This is a genomic window from Gluconacetobacter entanii, assembly GCF_003206495.1.
Lineage (GTDB): Bacteria > Pseudomonadota > Alphaproteobacteria > Acetobacterales > Acetobacteraceae > Novacetimonas > Novacetimonas entanii.
On record NZ_NKUF01000002.1, the window covers coordinates 159,073 to 177,526 of the forward strand.

General features: G+C 66.6%; 15 protein-coding genes. 13 read left to right on the forward strand and 2 right to left on the reverse strand.

The genetic code is table 11. From position 1 onward, the window contains the following. Positions 1-158 precede the first annotated feature (158 nt). The 5 genes from CFR72_RS01730 to CFR72_RS01745 are packed head-to-tail and all read left to right on the forward strand — an operon-like array spanning position 159 to position 5,785. Positions 159-1,520: a replication-associated recombination protein A gene (locus CFR72_RS01730; RefSeq protein WP_110912334.1), complete on the forward strand. Its 1,362-nt coding sequence runs from the start codon at positions 159-161 to the stop codon at positions 1,518-1,520. Beyond that, positions 1,517-2,494: an RluA family pseudouridine synthase gene (locus CFR72_RS01735; protein ID WP_110912335.1), complete on the forward strand. Its 978-nt coding sequence runs from the start codon at positions 1,517-1,519 to the stop codon at positions 2,492-2,494. Before CFR72_RS01730 ends, CFR72_RS01735 begins: the two co-directional genes overlap by 4 nt. A gap of 55 nt (positions 2,495-2,549) precedes the next feature. After that, the gene (locus tag CFR72_RS18355; RefSeq protein ID WP_341865254.1) at positions 2,550-3,647 is read left to right on the forward strand and encodes an AsmA family protein; all 1,098 of its coding nucleotides are present in this window, start codon (positions 2,550-2,552) and stop codon (positions 3,645-3,647) included. Positions 3,648-3,677: 30 nt separating this feature from the next. Further along, on the forward strand, positions 3,678-5,027 hold the full coding sequence (locus CFR72_RS18360; RefSeq protein ID WP_341865255.1) for an AsmA family protein: 1,350 nt from the start codon (positions 3,678-3,680) through the stop codon (positions 5,025-5,027). After that, the gene (locus tag CFR72_RS01745) at positions 5,024-5,785 is read left to right on the forward strand and encodes an ATP12 family chaperone protein (RefSeq protein WP_110912336.1); all 762 of its coding nucleotides are present in this window, start codon (positions 5,024-5,026) and stop codon (positions 5,783-5,785) included. Before CFR72_RS18360 ends, CFR72_RS01745 begins: the two co-directional genes overlap by 4 nt. Positions 5,786-5,867: 82 nt before the next feature. Here the strand turns inward: CFR72_RS01745 and ispF are convergent, their stop codons facing one another. Continuing rightward, on the reverse strand, positions 5,868-7,040 hold the full coding sequence (ispF, locus tag CFR72_RS01750; protein ID WP_110912398.1) for a 2-C-methyl-D-erythritol 2,4-cyclodiphosphate synthase: 1,173 nt from the start codon (positions 7,038-7,040) through the stop codon (positions 5,868-5,870). Between the two features lie 235 nt (positions 7,041-7,275). Here ispF and dusB point away from each other — a divergent pair, with 235 nt between their 5' ends. From dusB to CFR72_RS01790, 8 genes are all read left to right on the forward strand, one after another. Continuing rightward, complete coding sequence (dusB, locus tag CFR72_RS01755; RefSeq protein WP_110912399.1) at positions 7,276-8,346, forward strand: tRNA dihydrouridine synthase DusB; 1,071 nt, start codon at positions 7,276-7,278, stop codon at positions 8,344-8,346. Further along, positions 8,343-9,473 carry a two-component system sensor histidine kinase NtrB gene (locus tag CFR72_RS01760; protein WP_110912337.1) on the forward strand — a complete coding sequence of 377 codons (1,131 nt, stop codon included), beginning with the start codon at positions 8,343-8,345 and terminating at the stop codon, positions 9,471-9,473. Before dusB ends, CFR72_RS01760 begins: the two co-directional genes overlap by 4 nt. Before the next feature lie 99 nt (positions 9,474-9,572). Then, on the forward strand, positions 9,573-11,024 hold the full coding sequence (ntrC, locus tag CFR72_RS01765) for a nitrogen regulation protein NR(I) (protein ID WP_110912338.1): 1,452 nt from the start codon (positions 9,573-9,575) through the stop codon (positions 11,022-11,024). A gap of 3 nt (positions 11,025-11,027) precedes the next feature. Next, entirely contained in the window at positions 11,028-13,298 is a 2,271-nt protein-coding gene (locus tag CFR72_RS01770; protein ID WP_110912339.1) for a sensor histidine kinase NtrY-like, read from the forward strand. Further along, the gene (gene ntrX / locus CFR72_RS01775) at positions 13,288-14,679 is read left to right on the forward strand and encodes a nitrogen assimilation response regulator NtrX (protein WP_110912340.1); all 1,392 of its coding nucleotides are present in this window, start codon (positions 13,288-13,290) and stop codon (positions 14,677-14,679) included. The genes CFR72_RS01770 and ntrX overlap by 11 nt, the downstream gene beginning before the upstream one ends. Before the next feature lie 129 nt (positions 14,680-14,808). Continuing rightward, entirely contained in the window at positions 14,809-15,093 is a 285-nt protein-coding gene (gene hfq, locus CFR72_RS01780) for an RNA chaperone Hfq (RefSeq protein ID WP_110912341.1), read from the forward strand. A 20-nt stretch (positions 15,094-15,113) separates the two neighbouring features. Then, a complete protein-coding gene (gene hflX, locus CFR72_RS01785; RefSeq protein ID WP_110912400.1) occupies positions 15,114-16,400 on the forward strand; it encodes a GTPase HflX in 1,287 nt (428 codons plus the stop codon). 211 nt (positions 16,401-16,611) lie between these two features. Beyond that, positions 16,612-17,457 carry an inositol monophosphatase family protein gene (locus CFR72_RS01790; RefSeq protein ID WP_110912342.1) on the forward strand — a complete coding sequence of 282 codons (846 nt, stop codon included), beginning with the start codon at positions 16,612-16,614 and terminating at the stop codon, positions 17,455-17,457. A gap of 95 nt (positions 17,458-17,552) precedes the next feature. Here CFR72_RS01790 and mazG read toward each other — a convergent pair whose 3' ends face one another. Beyond that, complete coding sequence (mazG, locus tag CFR72_RS01795) at positions 17,553-18,374, reverse strand: nucleoside triphosphate pyrophosphohydrolase (RefSeq protein WP_110912343.1); 822 nt, start codon at positions 18,372-18,374, stop codon at positions 17,553-17,555. Positions 18,375-18,454 lie beyond the last annotated feature (80 nt).

The window sequence follows — 18,454 nt, forward strand, 5'->3', positions numbered from 1 at the left end:
AAAAGCTTCACCAAAAACTTTTATGACTTTCTTTTTTTACCGACCCGTCACCTTTGTCGGGCGCGTGGGGTGTATCGCGCCGTTTGTGTTCCCATATGTCATGCTGACACGCTACGATGTGACGTGGCGTCCTTTTTTCATGGAACAAGACACAGCCCATGCACGATCCCACCCAGGACCTGTTCGGGGACATGCCGGACATGGCGCGCCCCCAGGCCGCGCCCGCGACAGGACGCGGGGGCGAGGCCGCATCACGCCACCGGCCGCTTGCGGACCGCCTGCGGCCGGAGGCGCTGGACCAGGTCGTGGGGCAGGACCACCTGCTTGGCCCTGAGGGCACGCTGAGCCTGATGCTGCGCAACCACAGCCTCGCCAGCCTGATCCTGTGGGGCGGGCCGGGTGTTGGCAAGACGACCATCGCGCGCCTGCTGGCCCATGCGGCGGGCCTGCGCTTCGTGCAGATCTCGGCGGTGTTTTCTGGCGTGGCCGACCTCAAGCGTGCGTTCGAGGATGCGCGCCGCCGTGCCGCCAATGGCGAAGGCACGCTGTTGTTCGTGGATGAAATCCACCGCTTCAACCGCGCGCAGCAGGACGGGTTCCTGCCGGTGGTCGAGGACGGGACGGTCGTGCTGGTGGGGGCGACGACGGAAAACCCGTCCTTCGCGCTCAATGGCGCGCTGCTGTCGCGCTGTCAGGTGCTGGTGCTGCGCCGGCTGGATGATGCGGCACTGGAACAGTTGCTGTACCGGGCGGAGGCGGAGACCGGGCGCGCCCTGCCGCTGACACCGCCCGCACGTGCGACATTACGCGCCATGGCCGATGGCGACGGGCGGTACCTGCTGAACATGGTGGAGCAGATCCTGGCACAGCCGGGCGATACGGTGTTCGACCCGCAATCCCTGTCACGGCTGCTGGCAAAACGCGCGGCGCTGTATGACAAGGACCGGGAGGAACATTACAACCTGATCTCCGCACTGCATAAATCCATGCGCGGTTCGGACCCGGATGCGGCGCTGTACTGGTTTGCCCGGATGCTCGAAGGGGTGGAGGACCCGCGCTACATCGCCCGCCGCCTGACCCGCTTCGCGGCGGAGGACGTGGGCATGGCCGACCCGCAGGCCCTGCCGCTGGCGGTTGCTGCGTGGGAGACGTACGAACGCATGGGCTCGCCCGAAGGGGAACTGGCGCTGGCGCAGCTTGTGGTGCACCTGTCCACGGCGCCGAAATCGAATGCGGTCTATGTCGCCTATGGCCGTGCACGCCGGGCTGCGCGCGCCACCGGCAGCCTGATGCCGCCCGCCCATATCCTCAATGCGCCGACGAAGCTGATGAAGGATATCGGCTATGGCAAGGGGTATGAATACGACCATGACCAGGCGGAGGGGATTTCGGGCCAGAACTACTTCCCCGACGGCATGCGCCGCCCGCAATTCTACCGTCCCACGGGGCGCGGATATGAACGTGAGGTCGCACGACGTCTGGACAGTTGGGACAGAGTGCGCGAAAGCCGTGGGTCATGAGTGTCGTGACCCTTACCGTCAGTGATGACGAAGCCGATATCCGCCTTGACCGCTGGTTCAGGCGGCATTACCCGCACCTGACGCAGGGCGCGCTGCAGAAGCTGTGCCGCACGGGACAGATCCGTGTCGATGGCGGGCGTGTCAGCACGTCCACCCGCCTTGCCCCCGGGCAGGCGGTGCGCGTGCCCCCGATCCCGCAGGCCAGCCGTCCCCCCCCGGTGACGCACAGGGCGCTCGATGAACGCCAGGTGCGCGAAATCCGCAAGATGGTGATCTACAGCGACGATCAGGTGATCGTCCTGAACAAGCCCGCAGGCATCGCCGTGCAGGGCGGGCCGGGCATCACGCACCATATCGACGGGCTGCTCGACGGGCTGAAGGACCAGCCCGATGACCCGCGCCCGCGCCTTGTCCACCGCATTGACCGCGATACGTCGGGGCTGCTTCTGCTGGCGCGTACGCCCGGTGTGGCGGCGAAGCTTGCGGCGTCCTTTCGTTCGCGCGACGTGCACAAGGTCTACTGGGCTGTGACGGTGGGCCGTCCCACGCCCGCATCCGGCGTGATCGACCAGCCCCTGACCCGCCTTGGCGCGGGGGCGGGTGCGATCATGGTGGTCGCCGGGCGGCGCGACAAGGACGCGGTGCATGCGCTGTCGGAATATGAAGTGCTGGACGCGGCGGGGCGAAAGCTGTCATGGCTTGCGCTGTCGCCGCTGACGGGGCGCACCCACCAGCTTCGCGTGCATTGCGAGGCGCTGGGCACCCCGATCCTTGGCGACCCGAAATATGGCGATGACCGTGCCCATGTGGAGGGCTTCCCCGACCAGTTGCACCTGCATGCGCGCATGCTGGACCTGCCGCATCCGGCGGGCGGGCGACTGGTGGTGTCGGCGGACCTGCCGGCACACATGAAGGACACGTTCCGCCAGCTTGGCTTTGCAACGCCTGCGGCCCCCGCGCCGCAGCGTAAATGACCGCCCGGCGGTAATTCCACCGCCACGGGCAACGGCACGGGATTGGGACGCGAACATGGCGAACAGCGCGACTTTGCGGCGTGGCCTGCTGGCCTGCGCCGCCGCGATCATCGTGGTGGCGGGTGGTGGCGCCTTCGCGGTGCACAGTGTCCTTGACCCGCAGGCCCTGCGGGCGCGCGCCATCGCGGCGATCGAACGCCAGACCGGGCGTGAAGTCACGCTCGGTTCGGTGCAGGTGCATGTCTTTCCCGCCTCCGTTTCCGTGCGCGACATCACCCTTGCGGACATGAAGGGCGGTGACGGGACGCCGATGTTCAGCGCCCGCGCGCTGAATGCGGATGTGGGGGTGATGGCGCTGCTGCATCATCGCATCGCCCTTGAAAACGTCACGCTGGACCATCCCGTGCTGCACCTGCGCCGCGATGCGGACGGGCAGGCCAACTGGCGCATGATCCCCAATGGCCCGCAGGCCAGCCTGCCTGCCGCCGCGCAGCCTCCCTCCGGCACGCCATGGGTTATCCAGCCCGGCAGCCTGCGCATCAGTGACGCCAGCGTGGGATGGGATGATCGCCTGAGCGGGGTGAAGATGCAACTGGCGCTGGCCCATGTCAGGGTCGATGGCCTTGCGGGCGCGCAGCCTTCATTTGACGTTGCGGGCACACGCGATGGCGCGGCCTTTACCCTGTCGGGCCATACCGGGGCGATCTCCCTGACGCAGGGCGGGGGCGGAAGGGACGTGAAATGGCCGGTCCATTTCCAGGTGGCGTTCGCCGATCATGACCGGCCCGCCGGGACCTTCACGCTTGACGGCACCGTGGCCGACCCCGACCGGGCGAAGGGATACGACCTGAAGGTGGACGGGCAGGTTTCGCAGCTTGCGGACCTTGCGCCATGGTTTGCGGGCCATGACGTGCCTGCCGCGCGTGATGTCACGCTGTCGGCGCGTGTCGTTGATGGTTCCGCGCCCACGGATACGAAAATCGTCCCGCAGGTGCAGGCGCTGCACCTGCGCACGGGGCCGTTCGATGCGGGGCGGTACCTGTCCGGCCTGCAGGTCGGCAGCCTGTCGGTCGATGCCGCCGGGCCGAAGGAGACGCTGTCGGTCGCGGGCACCGGCACATGGAGCGGGCAGGACCTGAAGCTCGCCGCGTAGTTCGGATCGCTGGACCAGGCGGAACATGCCGTGCTGACGCACCTGTCGGACTCGCTGCCGCTGTCGGTGGACCTGTCGGGGGGGGCAGGATCGCTGCGGGTCGCGGGGATGCTGGGTGGCGCGCGCGCGGTGGTGAACGTGACGGCATCGTCGGGGCATCTTGCGCTGCCCAATGGCGCGGCCCTCGACCATCTGGAGGCGACGACCCATCTGGTCAGCGACGGCAACGGCGCGCATTTCGCCCTGTCGGAACTTAATGTCCACAGCACCCAGCTTGCGCTGACCGGCACGCTGGACCTGACTGTCCATGGCGGGCATGGCGGTGTCCCGCTGCTCAGCGGCGCGGTCGATGCCAGTTGGCTTGACGCCGACGCCCTGCGTGGTCCCGCCACCCCGGCAAAGGCGGCCCCCGTCCCCACGGCGCAGAAGCCGGGGACGGAGCGCATCGCGTTTGAACGGCTGCGCGATATCGACATGGATGTGCGCGTCAGCGTGGCGCAGATGGAACTGGCCAGTGATGTCTACCGCCAGGCGCTGATGCATGTCGCCCTGCGTGAGGGGCGGCTGGGCATCGACCCGCTGCAGGCCACGGGCACGGGACGCAGGATTTCGGGGCGCCTGTCGGTTGATGCGTCGGGTGACGTGCCGGTCGTGTCCGGCACCATCGCCACGCTGGTACTGCCCGCGACATGGATCGAACAGCATGCAGGCATGCCCGTGGCGGTGCAGGGGGCGTTCCAGTTGGTGGGTGAGGCCTCCGCCCGGGGGAACACGGCCGCCGAACTGCGCGCCAGCATGGACTGGCACATGGGGGCGTCGCTGGTCAACGGCACGATCGACGGTGCGGCGCTCGGCTCTCTGGTGGGGCAGGCGGCGCGGGGTGTGACGGGATCGGGGGCGATCCCGCTGCGCTGCTTCGGGCTGCACATGACCATGGCGAAGGGGCAGGCCAATGTCGATACGCTCGGCCTGCAGACCCCCGTGCTCAGCATGACGGGGCAGGGCAGCGTGGGACTTGCTTCCTATGCGCTGGACATGCGTCTGGTACCGCTGGTGATGATCGGCGGGACGGGGGCGTCGGTGCCGGTGCGCGTGGGTGGCACGCTGTCGGCGCCACGCCCGCGCATGGATGCCGGGGCGGACGGGCGTTATGCCATCGGCCTGCTGCTGGGCGGTACGTCGGGGAAGGGCACCACCGTGCCGGACCTGTGCCCCGCCACGCTGAAGGCCGCGCGTGAAGGGCAGGCAGGCCCCGAACCCACGGGTGCCGCGCCACAGCCCACCGGCAATGTGGGCAGCCTGGTGCGTGACAACCCCAAGGCCGCGCAGAAGATCGACAGGGCGAAAAGCCTGCTCAAGGGACTGGGACTGATACATTGACGGATACGACGCAACGCACATCGCCAACCCCGGATGGAAAACCGGCGCGCAGGCGTTTCTGGGACAGCGCAGCCGTGGTGGCGGAGGAGGCGGGATATACCGTGAACCTCGACGGCAGGCCGGTGCGGCTGCCGGGGCGTGCGCTGCTGCTGGTGCGCAGCCACGCGCTGGCGCAGGCGCTGGCGGCGGAATGGGCGCAGGCCGGCGGCGGGAAGGGCGGCCTCTTTGCGCCGGAGGACCTGCCCCTGACGCGGATCGCGGGCACGATGATCGAACGTATCGCCCCCGACCGGGAGGCCACGGTTGCGGCCCTTCTGCACTACGCCAATGGCGAACTGCTGTGCTATCGCGCGACGCATCCTGCGACATTGTGCGAACGTCAGGCGGCGCAGTGGACGCCGTGGCTGGACTGGCTGCGGGAACGGTACGGTATTGCGCTGCATACGACCGAAGGGGTCATGCCCATCACCCAGACGCCGCAGGCGCTGGAGGCGCTGGGCACGATCCTGCGTGGCTATGACGACGCGACGCTTGCCGCACTTGGCGTCATGGTGCCGGCGATGAAGAGCCTCGTGCTCGGGATCGCGGTGGTGACGGGGGCGTGCGATGCGGCGCGTGCGGCACAGGTCGCGACACTTGATGAACGCACGCAGATGGAGATCTGGGGCCGTGATGCGCAGCAGGAGGCGATGCTGGCGGTCACGGCGCGCGAGGTGGCCGAAGCGGCTTCGTTCCTCGAACTCGCCCGCAGGGGGTAACGCACAAAAGCTTCAAAAAAGAATGCCGCCTTTGTGGATTAAAGGCGGCATCCGAAGACTCCTTATTGGTTTGTCAGCAGGTTCACGGCACCAGCACGCTGACGGCGGCGGTGCAGGCGATGCCTTCCTCCCGCCCGGTGAAGCCGAGGCGTTCGGACGTTGTCGCCTTGACCGAAATCCGGTCCACCACGACCTGCAGCAGGTCGGCAAGGCGTTCGCGCATCGCCTGCGCATGCGGGCCGATCTTGGGCCGTTCGCAGATCAGCGTCAGGTCGGCATTGATCAGCATGCCGCCACGCGCGCGGATGCGTTCGCCCGCATGGACCAGGAAGCGCGCGCTGTCGGCGTCCTTCCATTCATTCTGGCTCGGCGGGAAGTGGCGGCCGATATCGCCTTCGGCCAGCGCGCCATAGATCGCATCGCATAGCGCATGGATGCCGACATCCGCGTCCGAATGTCCCGCAAGGCCGCGCGTGTGCGGCACGGTGATGCCACACAGGATCAGGGGGCGCCCTTCGGCGAAGGCATGCACGTCATACCCAAGCCCCGTGCGCGGCAGCAGGGTCGGGCCGATCAGGCGTTCGAGGCGCACCAGATCCTCCTTGTAGGTCAGTTTGATATTGTCTTCGGATCCCGCGACCATGGCGACATGGTGGCCCGCGGTTTCCAGCAGTGCGGCATCATCGGTCGCATCCGACGCCGCCGCCCCGCGATGCAGGTCGCGCAGCAGGCCAAAGCGGAAGCCCTGCGGCGTCTGCGCGCGGTACAGGTCGGTGCGCGGCACGGTGTCGGTAATCACGCCGTCGCGCACGCGCTTGATCGTGTCGGCGACCGGCACGCCGGGAATGGCGCCGCCGTGGGCCGAAAGCGCGTCGATGACCGCGCGCGTGACCTCCGCCGGGACATAGGGGCGTGCGCCGTCGTGGATCAGCACGAGGTCGGGCTTCTCCCCTTCGGGCAGGCGGTCGAGCGCCTCGAGTCCGGCGCGCACGCTGTCCTGCCGGGTTTCCCCGCCGGGGACGCACGGCGCGATGGTGCATCCGCTCGGGGCGCGCAGACCCGACAGCGCCTCGTCAAGCGACGCGCGCTCTCCCACGGGCTGGAGGATCTGGACATGCGGGATCAGGGCATCCGCGGCATGGCGGATGACGGGCCTGCCGCCGAGCGTCAGATACTGCTTGGCGACGGGGGACGCGGTCTGGGCGCTGAAACGGCGGCCCTGGCCTGCGGCAAGGAGGATGGCTGCAACACGCATGGTCGGCAGGAATGCGGCCATGTCGCGCCGACGTCAAGCATCATGGCGGCCAATTTCGTTCCCCCTGTGCATTATCATCAATTGCGTGACGGAAACGGAAAAGGTATTCTGCCTAAATCATAAGCATTGTGGTGTCTGGACGGCAGGGCGTGTCCCGGCCGGTGACGGCTGGCGTGGCGCCTGGCATGCAACATGGCGTGCGGGTGGGCAGGCCGCCGGGGAAAGCGGATTTTTGATGTCATCTGAACTGTTGTCGCCGATTGATCTGGGAAACGGCATTGTCATTGACGTGCCGGTGATCCTTGCCCCCATGTCCGGCGTGACCGACCTGCCGTTCCGGCGCCTGGCGCGGCGGCTGGGCGCGGGACTGGTCGTGTCGGAAATGATCGCGTCATGGGCGATGGTGCGCGAAAACAGCAACACCCTGCGCATGGCGGAGGTTGCGGGCGATGGCCTCAACGCCGTGCAGTTGGCCGGGTGCGATCCCGACGCGATGGCGCAGGCCGCGCGGATCGCGGTGGACCGTGGCGCGAACCTGATCGACATCAATTTCGGCTGCCCGGTCAAGAAGGTGGCCGTGGGGCAGCAGGCAGGTTCGGCCCTGATGCGTGACGAGGCACTGGCCGCGCGCCTGCTGGCCACCGTCGTGCGTGCGGTGGACGTGCCCGTCACGCTCAAGATGCGCATGGGCTGGGACCATGACAGCCTCAATGCGCCAACCCTTGCGCGCATCGCGCAGGAGGCGGGGATCCGCATGGTGACCGTCCATGGCCGCACCCGCCAGCAGTTCTATAACGGCACGGCGGACTGGCGCTTCGTGCGCCGGGTGAAGGAGGCGATCGACCTGCCGGTGATCGTCAATGGCGACATCCTGACGGTGGGTGACGCGCGCGAGGCACTGGCGCAGTCGGGCGCGGACGGGGTGATGATCGGGCGTGGCTGCTATGGCCGACCGTGGTTCCCCGCGCAGGTGGGTGCGGCGCTGACGCGCGGCGTGATCGTGGATGAACCCGACCTGCCGACGGAAAAGGACATCGTCCTCGAACACTACAACATGATGGTGGAGCATTTCGGCGCGCATCCCGGCCTGCGCCTGGCGCGCAAGCATGTGTCATGGTACTCCGCCGGCCTGCCGGATTCGGCGGGGTTCCGTGCCGCGATCAACCGCGTGGACACGGTGGAGACCGCGCTGGCGATGATCGGGGAGTTCTATGACCGCCAGATCGCGGCCGGGCATGCGCGCGGGCCGCGCCCGTCAACCACCAACACGGACTCCGGCGCCGGGCCGAGCGCACGCGCGGCATGACGGGGCAGGCTCCCGCCCCCCTCTGTACGCCCGCGACCATCACCGGGCCGGGCCGCATCGTCCTCGACGCCCTGCCGCTGCCGGTCATGGTGGTGGGACGCGACATGGCGATCCATTACGTCAATGCCAGTGCCGAACCCTTCCTTGGCATGTCGCGCACCCATCTGGTGCAGATGCGCCTGACGGACATTATCCCCGCCGACCATCCTGTCTTCCTGCTGATCGAGCAGGTGCGCGACCATGGCCAGACCGTGGTGGAGCATGAAGTCACACTCGAGGGGCCGCGCCTTCACCGCGAGGGCGTGACCGTCCACGGCGCGCCGATGATGGAGGAGCCGGGTTCGGTCGTCCTCACGTTCCATGATTCGTCGGCCGCGCGCGTGCTTGACCGGCAACTGACCTTCCGTTCCGCCGCCCGCAGCGTGGCGGGCATGGCCGCGATCCTGGCGCATGAGGTCAAGAACCCGCTGTCGGGCATCCGGGGTGCTGCGCAGTTGCTGGAAAGTTCGGTGGGGGAGGCGGACCGTGAACTCGCGGTCCTGATCCAGGACGAGGTCAACCGCATCCGCGACCTCGTGGACCGGATGGACATGTTCAGCGACAAGCCGATCGAGCGCCGTCCCGTCAACATCCACCGTGTCCTTGAACATGTCCGCCGCCTTGCGCAGCAGGGATTTGCCGCCGACATCCGCTTCGAGGAGGTCTATGACCCCTCGCTCCCGCCGGTATGGGGCAACCGCGACCAACTGGTGCAGGTGCTGCTCAACCTTGTAAAGAACGCGGCCGAAGCCCTGCATGGCCCCGACGCGACGCCTGATGCGCAGATCACGCTGAGCACAAGCTACCGCCCCGGCATCTGGGTCTCCACCGTGGGGGGCAAGCGCCGGGTGCAGTTGCCGCTGCTGGTGTCGGTGCGTGACAACGGGCCGGGCATTCCCGAAAACATCCGGCCCCACCTGTTCGAACCCTTCCTGACCACCAAGGCGAGTGGCAGCGGGCTTGGACTGGCGCTCGCGGGTAAGATCGTGGGCGATCATGGTGGCGTCATCGAGGTCGAAAGCCGCCCGGGCCAGACCGATGTCCTGCTGCACCTGCCGGTGGTGGCCGAAGACCGCGACATGCCGTAAGGGGCCATGCCGTTGCCCCCGATCCGTTACGAACATCCGCCCGTGCCCCTCTCCCTCACGCGCCCGGGTCATGAAAAGCTGAAAGACTGTAAAGCCCCCATGTCGCTGCCGACCATCCTTGTTGCCGATGATGACCGTTCCATCCGCACCGTGCTCAGCCAGGCGCTTGGGCGCGCGGGATACCAGGTGCGCGCCACGGCGCATGCCGCCACCCTGTGGCAGTGGGTGGAGGAAGGCGAAGGCGACCTGGTCATCACCGATGTCGTGATGCCGGACATCAACGGGCTGGACCTGATCCCGCGCATCCGCCGGGTGCGGCCCGACCTGCGTGTCGTGGTCATGAGCGCGCAGTCCACGCTGACGACGGCCGTGCAGGCGACGCAGCGCGTGGCGTTCGAATACCTGCCCAAGCCGTTCGACCTGAAGGAAGTCCTTGCCGTGGTGGCGCGCGCGCTGGCGACGCCCGCCACCGTCGTGCCCGCGCCCGCCGTGGCCCAGCCCGAGGAGCAGATGCCCCTGATCGGGCGTTCGGTCGTGATGCAGGACATCTACCGCATCATCGCGCGGCTGACGACGTCGGACCTGACGGTCATGATCTCGGGCGAGAGCGGCACGGGCAAGGAACTCGTCGCGCGCGCGCTGCATGAATATGGCCGCCGCCGCGCCGGGCCGTTCGTCGCGATCAACATGGCCGCCGTCCCGCGCGACATGATCGAAAGCGAACTGTTCGGCCATGAACGCGGCGCGTTCGCGGGGGCGACCAGCCGTGTCGCCGGCCGGTTCGAGCAGGCGGCGGGCGGGACGCTGTTCCTTGACGAGATCGGGGACATGCCGCCCGAGGCGCAGACGCGGCTTTTGCGCGTGCTGCAGGATGGGGAGTTCACGACCGTGGGCGGCGTGCAGCCGGTGCAGGCGAACGTGCGCATCATCGCCGCCACCCATCGCGACCTGCGCCAGGCGATCCGCGCCGGCACGTTCCGCGAGGACCTGTACTACCGCCTCAATGTCGTGCCGATGCGCCTGCCGCCGCTGCGCGAACGGGTGGAGGACATTCCCCTGCTGGCGCGGCATTTCCTCAATGCCTGCCATGAGGACGGCACGCCCGCCAAGATACTGGAGGACGCGGCGATCGCGCCGCTGCAGGCCTATCGCTGGCCGGGGAACGTGCGTGAGCTTGAAAACCTGATGCGCAGGCTCAACGCACTGTATCCGCAGGAGACGCTGGGCGCGGACCTGATCGAACATGAACTGGCGGAGGCGCAGGCCATGTCCACCCCGGCGGCGGAAGGGGCCGTGCGCGATAACGAAACGCTGTCGGACGCGGTGGGACGGCATATCCGCCATTTCCTGGAAACGGGGCAGGACGGGATGCCGCTGCACGACATTTACGACAAGGTGATCGCGGAGGTCGAACGCCCGCTCATCAGCATGACGCTGTCGGCCACGCGCGGCAACCAGATCAAGGCGGCGGCGATGCTGGGCCTGAACCGCAACACGCTACGCAAGAAGATACGCGACCTCGACATTCCCGTCGTGCGCGGTGGTGGCTGATCCATGTCGGGAACGGGTGGCGACCTCGATGGCGCGCATGGGCTGGTACGGCGCGGGCTGGACCTGCTGGTGCAGCGCAATGTCTCGCTCCTGCTGGTGCTGCTTGCGCTGTGCCTCGGGGTGGCGACGTTCGTCGTGCTGTCGGGGGGGATGTCGCTTGCGCGCCATCCGCAGATCGAGGCGCTGATCTTCATCCTCAATTTCCTCGTGCTGCTGCTGCTGGCAACCGCGCTTACGGAACAGGTGGGGCGGATGCTGGCCGAACGGCGCAGCGGGCTGGCGGGGGCACGGCTGCATGTACGGCTGATGACGCTGTTTGGCATTGTCGCGGTGGCGCCGACCATCGTCGTGGGCGTGTTCGCGGCCATCTTCTTCCACTATGGCATCCAGATCTGGTTCAGCGACCGCGTCAACACCGCCCTGAACGAGGCGCTGGAGGCATCGCGCGGATACCTGCAGGAACATAACGCCAATATCCGCACGGAGGCGTTCTCGCTCGCCAATTACCTCGTCAGCGCGCAGAGCGGGCTGCTCGGCAACGGGACCGACCTGATGCGCGATCCCGACGCGCTGGGGCAGATCCTGGATTCGCAGGCGACGCTGCGCGGGCTGAACATGGCGGTCATCTATGACCCGATCACCAATACCGTCGTCGCCTCCGGCGGGCTGATGGGACATTCGGGATACCGCCAGGACCTGCCGCCGCCGGCCGCGACGCTGATGGCGCGGACCAACGATATCGCCATCCTCGATTCCCCGGATGAAAAGACGGTGCGCGCGGTCATCTCCCTTGGTGATACGCCGCCGCTGATGCTGATGATCTCCCGCCCGGTGGATCCCGACATCCTTGGCCACATGCGCAAGACCGAAAGCGTGGTCAGCGATTACCAGCGCCTCAACCGCAACCGCGCGAAGATCCAGTTCACCTTCGTGCTGATCTTCGCGCTGGTCGCGATCCTCGTGCTGGGGGCTGCGATCCTGATCGGACTGGTGCTGGCGACGCAGATCGTGCGTCCGCTCAGCCTGCTGATCCTTGCCTCCGAACGGGTCAGTCGCGGCGATCTCGCCTCCCGCGTGCCCGAGGGCGATGGCGATGACGAGGTCTCCAGCCTGTCGCGTGCGTTCAACCGCATGACCGACCAGCTTTCGACCCAGCGCACCGAACTGATGAACGCCTCCACCCAGATCAACGAGCGCCGCCGCTTTACCGAGGCCGTGCTGTCGGGCGTGTCGGCGGGGGTGATCGGCCTCGATTCCCATCATGTCATCGAACTGCCCAATCGCGCGGCCAGCGTGCTTCTGCACCGCGACCTCAATGACGCGGTGGGTATGCGGCTGGTGGATGTGGTGCCGGAATTCGCGCCCATGCTGGAACAGGTGGCGCGCGGGGTGAACCGCGAACTGACGGACGAGGTGCATGTGGTCGCGGGCACGCGTTCATGCACGCTGCTGGTGCGTATCGGCGCGGAGATGCAGAGCAGTGTGACCGGCGACGTGGCGGATGGCTATGTCGTGACGTTCGATGACATCACGGCGCTGCAGGTGGCGCAGCGCAAGGCGGCGTGGGCGGACGTGGCGCGCCGCATCGCGCACGAGATCAAGAATCCCCTGACCCCGATCCAGCTTGCGGCGGAGCGGCTGAAGCGTCGGTTCCTGCGTGAAATCGCCTCCGACCCGGACACATTTTCGCAATGTGTGGACACGATCGTGCGCCATGTGGGCGATATCGGGCGCATGGTCGATGAATTTTCCGCGTTCGCGCGGATGCCGCAGCCAGTGATGCGCGACGAGGATTTTTCGCGGATCGTGCGCGAAACCCTGATCCTGCAACGCAGCGCGCATCCTGAAATCCGGTATGTGGTCAACCTGCCGGATCGTGGGCCGATGGTCGAATGCGACCGTCGCCTGATCGGGCAGGCGCTGACAAACCTTCTGCAGAATTCCGCCGACGCCATTGCCATGCGCCCCAAAGAAGGGGATGCTGCGCACGATGGCGATGGCATTGCCGGGACGATCCGCCTTGACCTGTCCTGCGGGCATGGCGTCGTGCGCCTGTCGGTTGCGGATGACGGGATCGGGTTGCCGGTGGAAGACCGCACCCGCCTGACGGAGCCCTATGTGACGCACAAGCCCAAGGGCACGGGTCTGGGTCTTGCAATCGTCAAGAAGATTCTGGAAGACCATGGGGGCAGTGTAGGTCTAGAAGATTGTCCCGAAGGTAGGGGAGCTGTTTCGACGTTGATTTTGCCGATAAAGGACGACCATGGGACATGAAATCCTGATCGTCGATGACGAGCCTGACATAAGGCTGCTTATCGAGGGAATCCTGAGCGACGAGGGATACGAGACACGGCTGGCAGGCGATGCCGATTCCGCCATCAGCGCCTTTCGCGAACGCCGCCCGTCGCTTGTCATCCTCGATGTGTGGCTGCAGGGATCACGCCTTGACGGGCTGGGGATCCTCAATGTCTTCCACAAGGAAGAACCCTCCGTGCCGGTTGTCATGATCTCGGGTCATGGCACGATCGAGACCGCTGTCGCGGCGCTCCAGCACGGGGCGTATGACTTTATCGAAAAGCCTTTCCAGTCGGACCGCCTGCTTGTCGTGGTGCGCCGTGCGCTGGAGGCGTCGCGTCTTGCGCGTGAAAATGCGGAACTGCGCCTGCGCGCGGGATCAGAGGCGATGCTTGACGGGCGCAGTGCGGCGATCGTCGCGGTGCGCAACCAGATCGACCGCGTGGCGCCCACCGGATCGCGGGTGCTGATTTCCGGGGCCGCGGGTGCGGGCAAGGAAGTGGCCGCGCGCATGATCCATGCCAGTTCGCGCCGTGCGGAGGGGCCGTTCATCGTCCTGAACTGCGCCACCCTTGCGCCGGGCCGGTTCGAGGAGGAATTGTTCGGCATCGAAGGAACCGAGGATGGCGCGGGGCGTCGTACCGGCGTGCTGGAGCGGGCCCATGGCGGGACGCTGGTGCTCGACGAGGTCTCGGACATGCCGCTGGAGACACAGGGCAAGATCGTGCGCGCGCTGCAGGACCAGACGTTCGAGCGTCTGGGCGGTTCACGCCGGGTAAAGGTGGACGTGCGCGTCCTGGCGACGACGAATCGCGACCTGCAGGCCGAGATTTCCGCCGGCCGCTTCCGCGAGGACCTGTACTACCGCCTTGCCGTCGTGCCGCTGCGTGTGCCGGGCCTGCGCGAACGGCGCGAGGACATTCCCGACCTTGCGCGCCTGTTCCTGCGCCGGGCGGCGGAAAATGCGGGCCTGCCGCTGCGCGAACTGTCGGGCGATGCGATCGCGGCGCTGCAGAATTACGAATGGCCGGGCAATGTGCGCGAACTGCGCAACCTGATGGAACGCCTGCTGATCATGATGCCGGGCAACGGCACCGACCCGATCCGTGCGGACATGCTGCCATCGGGGGTGGGCGATGGTGCGCCCGCGCTGCTGAAATTCGATTCCGACGAGGATGTGATGGGCCTGCCCCTGCGGGAGGCGCGCGACCTGTTCGAAACCCAGTACCTGCAGGCGCAACTGTTGCGCTTTGGCTGCAATATCAGCCGTACGGCCGGTTTCGTGGGCATGGAACGCAGCGCCCTGCATCGCAAGCTCAAGCAGCTTGGCGTCACATCGGAAGACCGCAACCCTGCCTGAGATTTTGCCCCATGATCGCAGGCCTGCTAAACAATGAACCGTGATACGGACGGTGGCAACGCCGTAGCACGGACATGGGTGCGCCCATGTTGTGTGAACCGCCCAACAGCAACAAAGTAAGGCCCAGCCGTGGCAAAAGACCCTTCGCAGAATGTTCAGGATGTCTTCCTGAACCACGTCCGTCGATCCAAGACCCCTGTTACGATTTTCCTTGTGAATGGCGTAAAGCTGCAGGGAATCATTACATGGTTCGACAATTTTTCCGTCCTGCTGCGCCGTGATGGGCATACGCAGCTGGTGTACAAGCACGCGATCAGCACCGTGATGCCCGCAAGTCCCGTCACCCTGTTCGAACCCCCCGCCGCCGAGGGCGAGGACGCCGCCCCCATGGCCGGTAGCGGCGAATTCCTGTGACATCGACGCCCGGACCGGTCATGACGCGCGCTGCCGTCATCCTGCCATGGGAACGTCCCGACCGGCAGGATGAAAGCCGCGCCGCCGAAGCCCGGCTGGAAGAGGCCGTGGGGCTTGCCGCCTCCATCGGGCTGGTCATCATCTGCAAGGCGGTGCTGCTGCTGCGCGCGCGCCGTCCGGCCACCCTGCTGGGCAGCGGGCAGGTCGAGTCGCTGCATGCGACCGTGCGGGCGGACAATATTACCGTCGTCATCATCGATTCCCGCCTGACCCCGGTGCAGCAGCGCAACCTTGAACGCGCGCTTGGCTGCAAGGTCATCGACCGTACGGCGCTGATCCTCGACATCTTTGGCGAACGCGCCGCGACGAAGGAAGGCTCGCTTCAGGTCGAACTCGCGCACCTTGAATACCAGCGCAGCCGCCTTGTGCGGACATGGACCCATCTGGAACGCCAGCGCGGTGGCTTCGGCTTCCTCGGCGGCCCGGGCGAAACCCAGATCGAGGCCGACCGCCGCATGATCGGTGACCGTATCGTGCGCCTCAAGCGGGAGCTTGAGCAGGTGCGCCGCACGCGCGGCCTGCACCGCCAGGCGCGCAAGCGCGTGCCGTTCCCTGTCGTCGCCCTTGTCGGCTACACCAATGCGGGCAAGTCCACGCTGTTCAACGCGCTTACCGGGGCCAGCGTCTATGCGCAGGACCAGTTGTTCGCGACACTGGACCCCACGATGCGCGGCATCCGCCTGCCGTCGGGGCGTCAGATCATCCTGTCGGATACGGTGGGATTCATCAGCGACCTGCCCACCGAACTGATCGCCGCCTTCCGCGCGACGCTGGAGGAAGTGGCAGAGGCCGACATCATCCTGCATGTCCGTGACGCCTCTCACCCGGAGACGGCGGCGCAGCGCGCCGATGTGATCGAGGTTCTCGAAGGCATGGCCCATAGTGGCACGATCGAACCCGACTGGCAGTCGCGGGTGATCGAGGTGCTGAACAAGGCCGACCTGATGGGCGGGCGCGAGGCGGTGGGCGCGCGTCCCGGCGCGATCGTCATTTCCGCGATCACCGGCGATGGCCTGCCCGACCTGCTCGCCGCCATTGACGAACGCCTGACGCATGCGATGGAACTGGTGCATTATCGCGTGCCGCCTGCCGACGGGGCGGCGATGGCATGGCTGTATGAACATGGCGAGGTGATCGAGCGTACGGACCATGAGGATGCGGTGGACATGCGCGTGCGCCTGTCGCCCGCCAATCGCGCGCGGTTCGAGATGCAGCACGCCGATGGCGTCACCTGTCTGGATAGCTGAGGGATTGCGTTAAAATAATAAAAGTTTTTGGTGAAGCTTTTTTCAAAAAGCTTCAGGGAACGCTGCCTTTTTGAAAAAAGGTGGCCTCCAGAAAACTTCTGCTTTTTGAAACGCTCCCCATTGTGATGACCGTTGTGTGACCGGCATGGGGGTGGCGTTCGGGCCGTGACGGGGCCAAGACTGTCCTGCGCAGGACAGGGAGGAGCGGGCAATGGCGGACCGGATTGGCATCGGGGATATGGAAACGATCCTTGGCCTGATGCGTGATGCCGCACGTAGCGAGGTCATGTCACGTTTCCGGCGGCTGGATCATGCCGATATCCGCACCAAGACATCCGCGCTGGATGTCGTGACGGCGGCGGACGAGGCTGCGGAACGCGCCATCACCCGTGCCCTGCGTGACCTGTATCCCGATGCGCTGGTGGTGGGGGAGGAAGCGGTTGCCGCCAATCCCGCGCTGCTGTCCGGACTGGGGACGGCGGCGCTGGCCTTTGTGATCGACCCGATCGACGGCACTGCAAATTATGCCGCCGGTGTGCCGCTGTTTGGCGTCATGGTGTCCGCCGTGGCACACGGCGAGGTGGTGGGTGGTGTCATCCTCGACCCGGTCTGCGATGTCGCGGCGGTGGCGGCGCGGGGGCAGGGGGCATGGCTGCATGACCGGGATGGTGGACGGCGGCCGATGCGCGTGGCGTCCCCCGCACCACCGCAGCAGATGTCGGGCAATGCGTCGTGGCGCTACCTTGCGCCGGACCTGCGTGACACCGTGACACATAACCTGCCGCGGGTGATGGGATCGTGGGATTTTCGCTGTGCCGCGCATGAATACCTGATGCTGGTCGATGGGAAATGCCATTTCCTGCTGTTCAACCGCACCCTGCCGTGGGACCACCTGGCGGGATGGCTGATCCATCAGGAGGCCGGGGGATACGCCGCGCATTTCGATGGCACCCCCTATCGTGTGACGGACCGCGAGGGGGGCCTGCTTTATGCCCCGGACCGTGCAGGCTGGCAGGCGCTGCATGACCTGCTGTTCAGTGTGCCGGGTGGCAGGTAAACGAATAAGAGTTTTTGGGTGCCGCCTTTTGATCGAAAAAGGCGGCGTCTTTCGAAGCTTTTTGGAAAAAGCTTCACTAAAAACCTTTGATTTGTTCAGATCTCCCCGCGTTCGCGCCGTTTCACCACCTGCCAGCCTTCTTCCATCACGCCGACATCGACATCGCGCAGGGCCAGCCCGCGATCCGCGAGGTCATGCTCCATTTCCGTGAAACGGCGGGTGAACTTGGCGTTGGCGTGGCGCAGGCAGGCTTCGGGATCAAGGTCGAGTTTGCGCGCGAGTGTGGCGAGCGTGAACAGCACGTCGCCAAGTTCGTCCTGCATCCGCGCCCTGTCGCCACTGTCGAGTTCGGCCTTCAGTTCGGCCACTTCCTCGTCCACCTTGTCCATGACATCGGCCGCGTTGTCCCAGTCGAAGCCGACGCGCGCCGCACGTGCCGACAGCTTGCGCGCGCGCAGCAGGGCGGGCAGGCCGACCGGCACGTCATCGAGCGTACCGCGACGGTCACGCGCGGCGCGTTCGCGTTCCTTGCCGTCCTCCCACTGTCCCTGCGCCAGTGTCGCATCGCCAAAGACATGGGGATGGCGGCGTACCATCTTGTCCCCGATCAGGCGCGCGACGGTGGCGAAGTCGAACATCCCGGCCTCCGCCGCCATCTGCGCGTGATAGACCACCTGCAAAAGCAGGTCGCCCAGTTCGTCGGGCAGGCTGTCCCAGTCCTGCCGGGCGATGGTGTCGGCGACCTCGTACGCTTCCTCGATCGCGTAGGGGGCGATGGTGGCGAAATCCTGTTCCCGGTCCCACGGGCATCCCGTCACCGGGTCGCGCAGGCGCGCCATGATGTCGAGCAGCCTGCCAAGTGCGAGCCGTGCCTCTGGCGTGTCGGGCGTGGCCGTAGTGGTGGGGGTGTCGGGCATCGTGCGCTCCTGTTGTGGTTGCGGCGGCGGGTGATGATTGTATAGTCCGCCAGTCCACGCAATGTCGGACGGATCTTGCC

Coding starts and splice junctions, on each gene's coding strand:
- CFR72_RS01760 (WP_110912337.1), top strand. CDS start 8,343: ATGACGGGGCAGGCTCCCGCCCCCCTCTGTACGCCCGCGACCATCACC.
- ispF (WP_110912398.1), bottom strand. CDS start 7,040: ATGCGTGTTGCAGCCATCCTCCTTGCCGCAGGCCAGGGCCGCCGTTTC.
- ntrC (WP_110912338.1), top strand. CDS start 9,573: ATGTCGCTGCCGACCATCCTTGTTGCCGATGATGACCGTTCCATCCGC.
- hflX (WP_110912400.1), top strand. CDS start 15,114: ATGACGCGCGCTGCCGTCATCCTGCCATGGGAACGTCCCGACCGGCAG.
- CFR72_RS01770 (WP_110912339.1), top strand. CDS start 11,028: ATGTCGGGAACGGGTGGCGACCTCGATGGCGCGCATGGGCTGGTACGG.
- ntrX (WP_110912340.1), top strand. CDS start 13,288: ATGGGACATGAAATCCTGATCGTCGATGACGAGCCTGACATAAGGCTG.
- CFR72_RS01790 (WP_110912342.1), top strand. CDS start 16,612: ATGGCGGACCGGATTGGCATCGGGGATATGGAAACGATCCTTGGCCTG.
- CFR72_RS18355 (WP_341865254.1), top strand. CDS start 2,550: ATGGCGAACAGCGCGACTTTGCGGCGTGGCCTGCTGGCCTGCGCCGCC.
- mazG (WP_110912343.1), bottom strand. CDS start 18,374: ATGCCCGACACCCCCACCACTACGGCCACGCCCGACACGCCAGAGGCA.
- CFR72_RS01730 (WP_110912334.1), top strand. CDS start 159: ATGCACGATCCCACCCAGGACCTGTTCGGGGACATGCCGGACATGGCG.
- dusB (WP_110912399.1), top strand. CDS start 7,276: ATGTCATCTGAACTGTTGTCGCCGATTGATCTGGGAAACGGCATTGTC.
- CFR72_RS01735 (WP_110912335.1), top strand. CDS start 1,517: ATGAGTGTCGTGACCCTTACCGTCAGTGATGACGAAGCCGATATCCGC.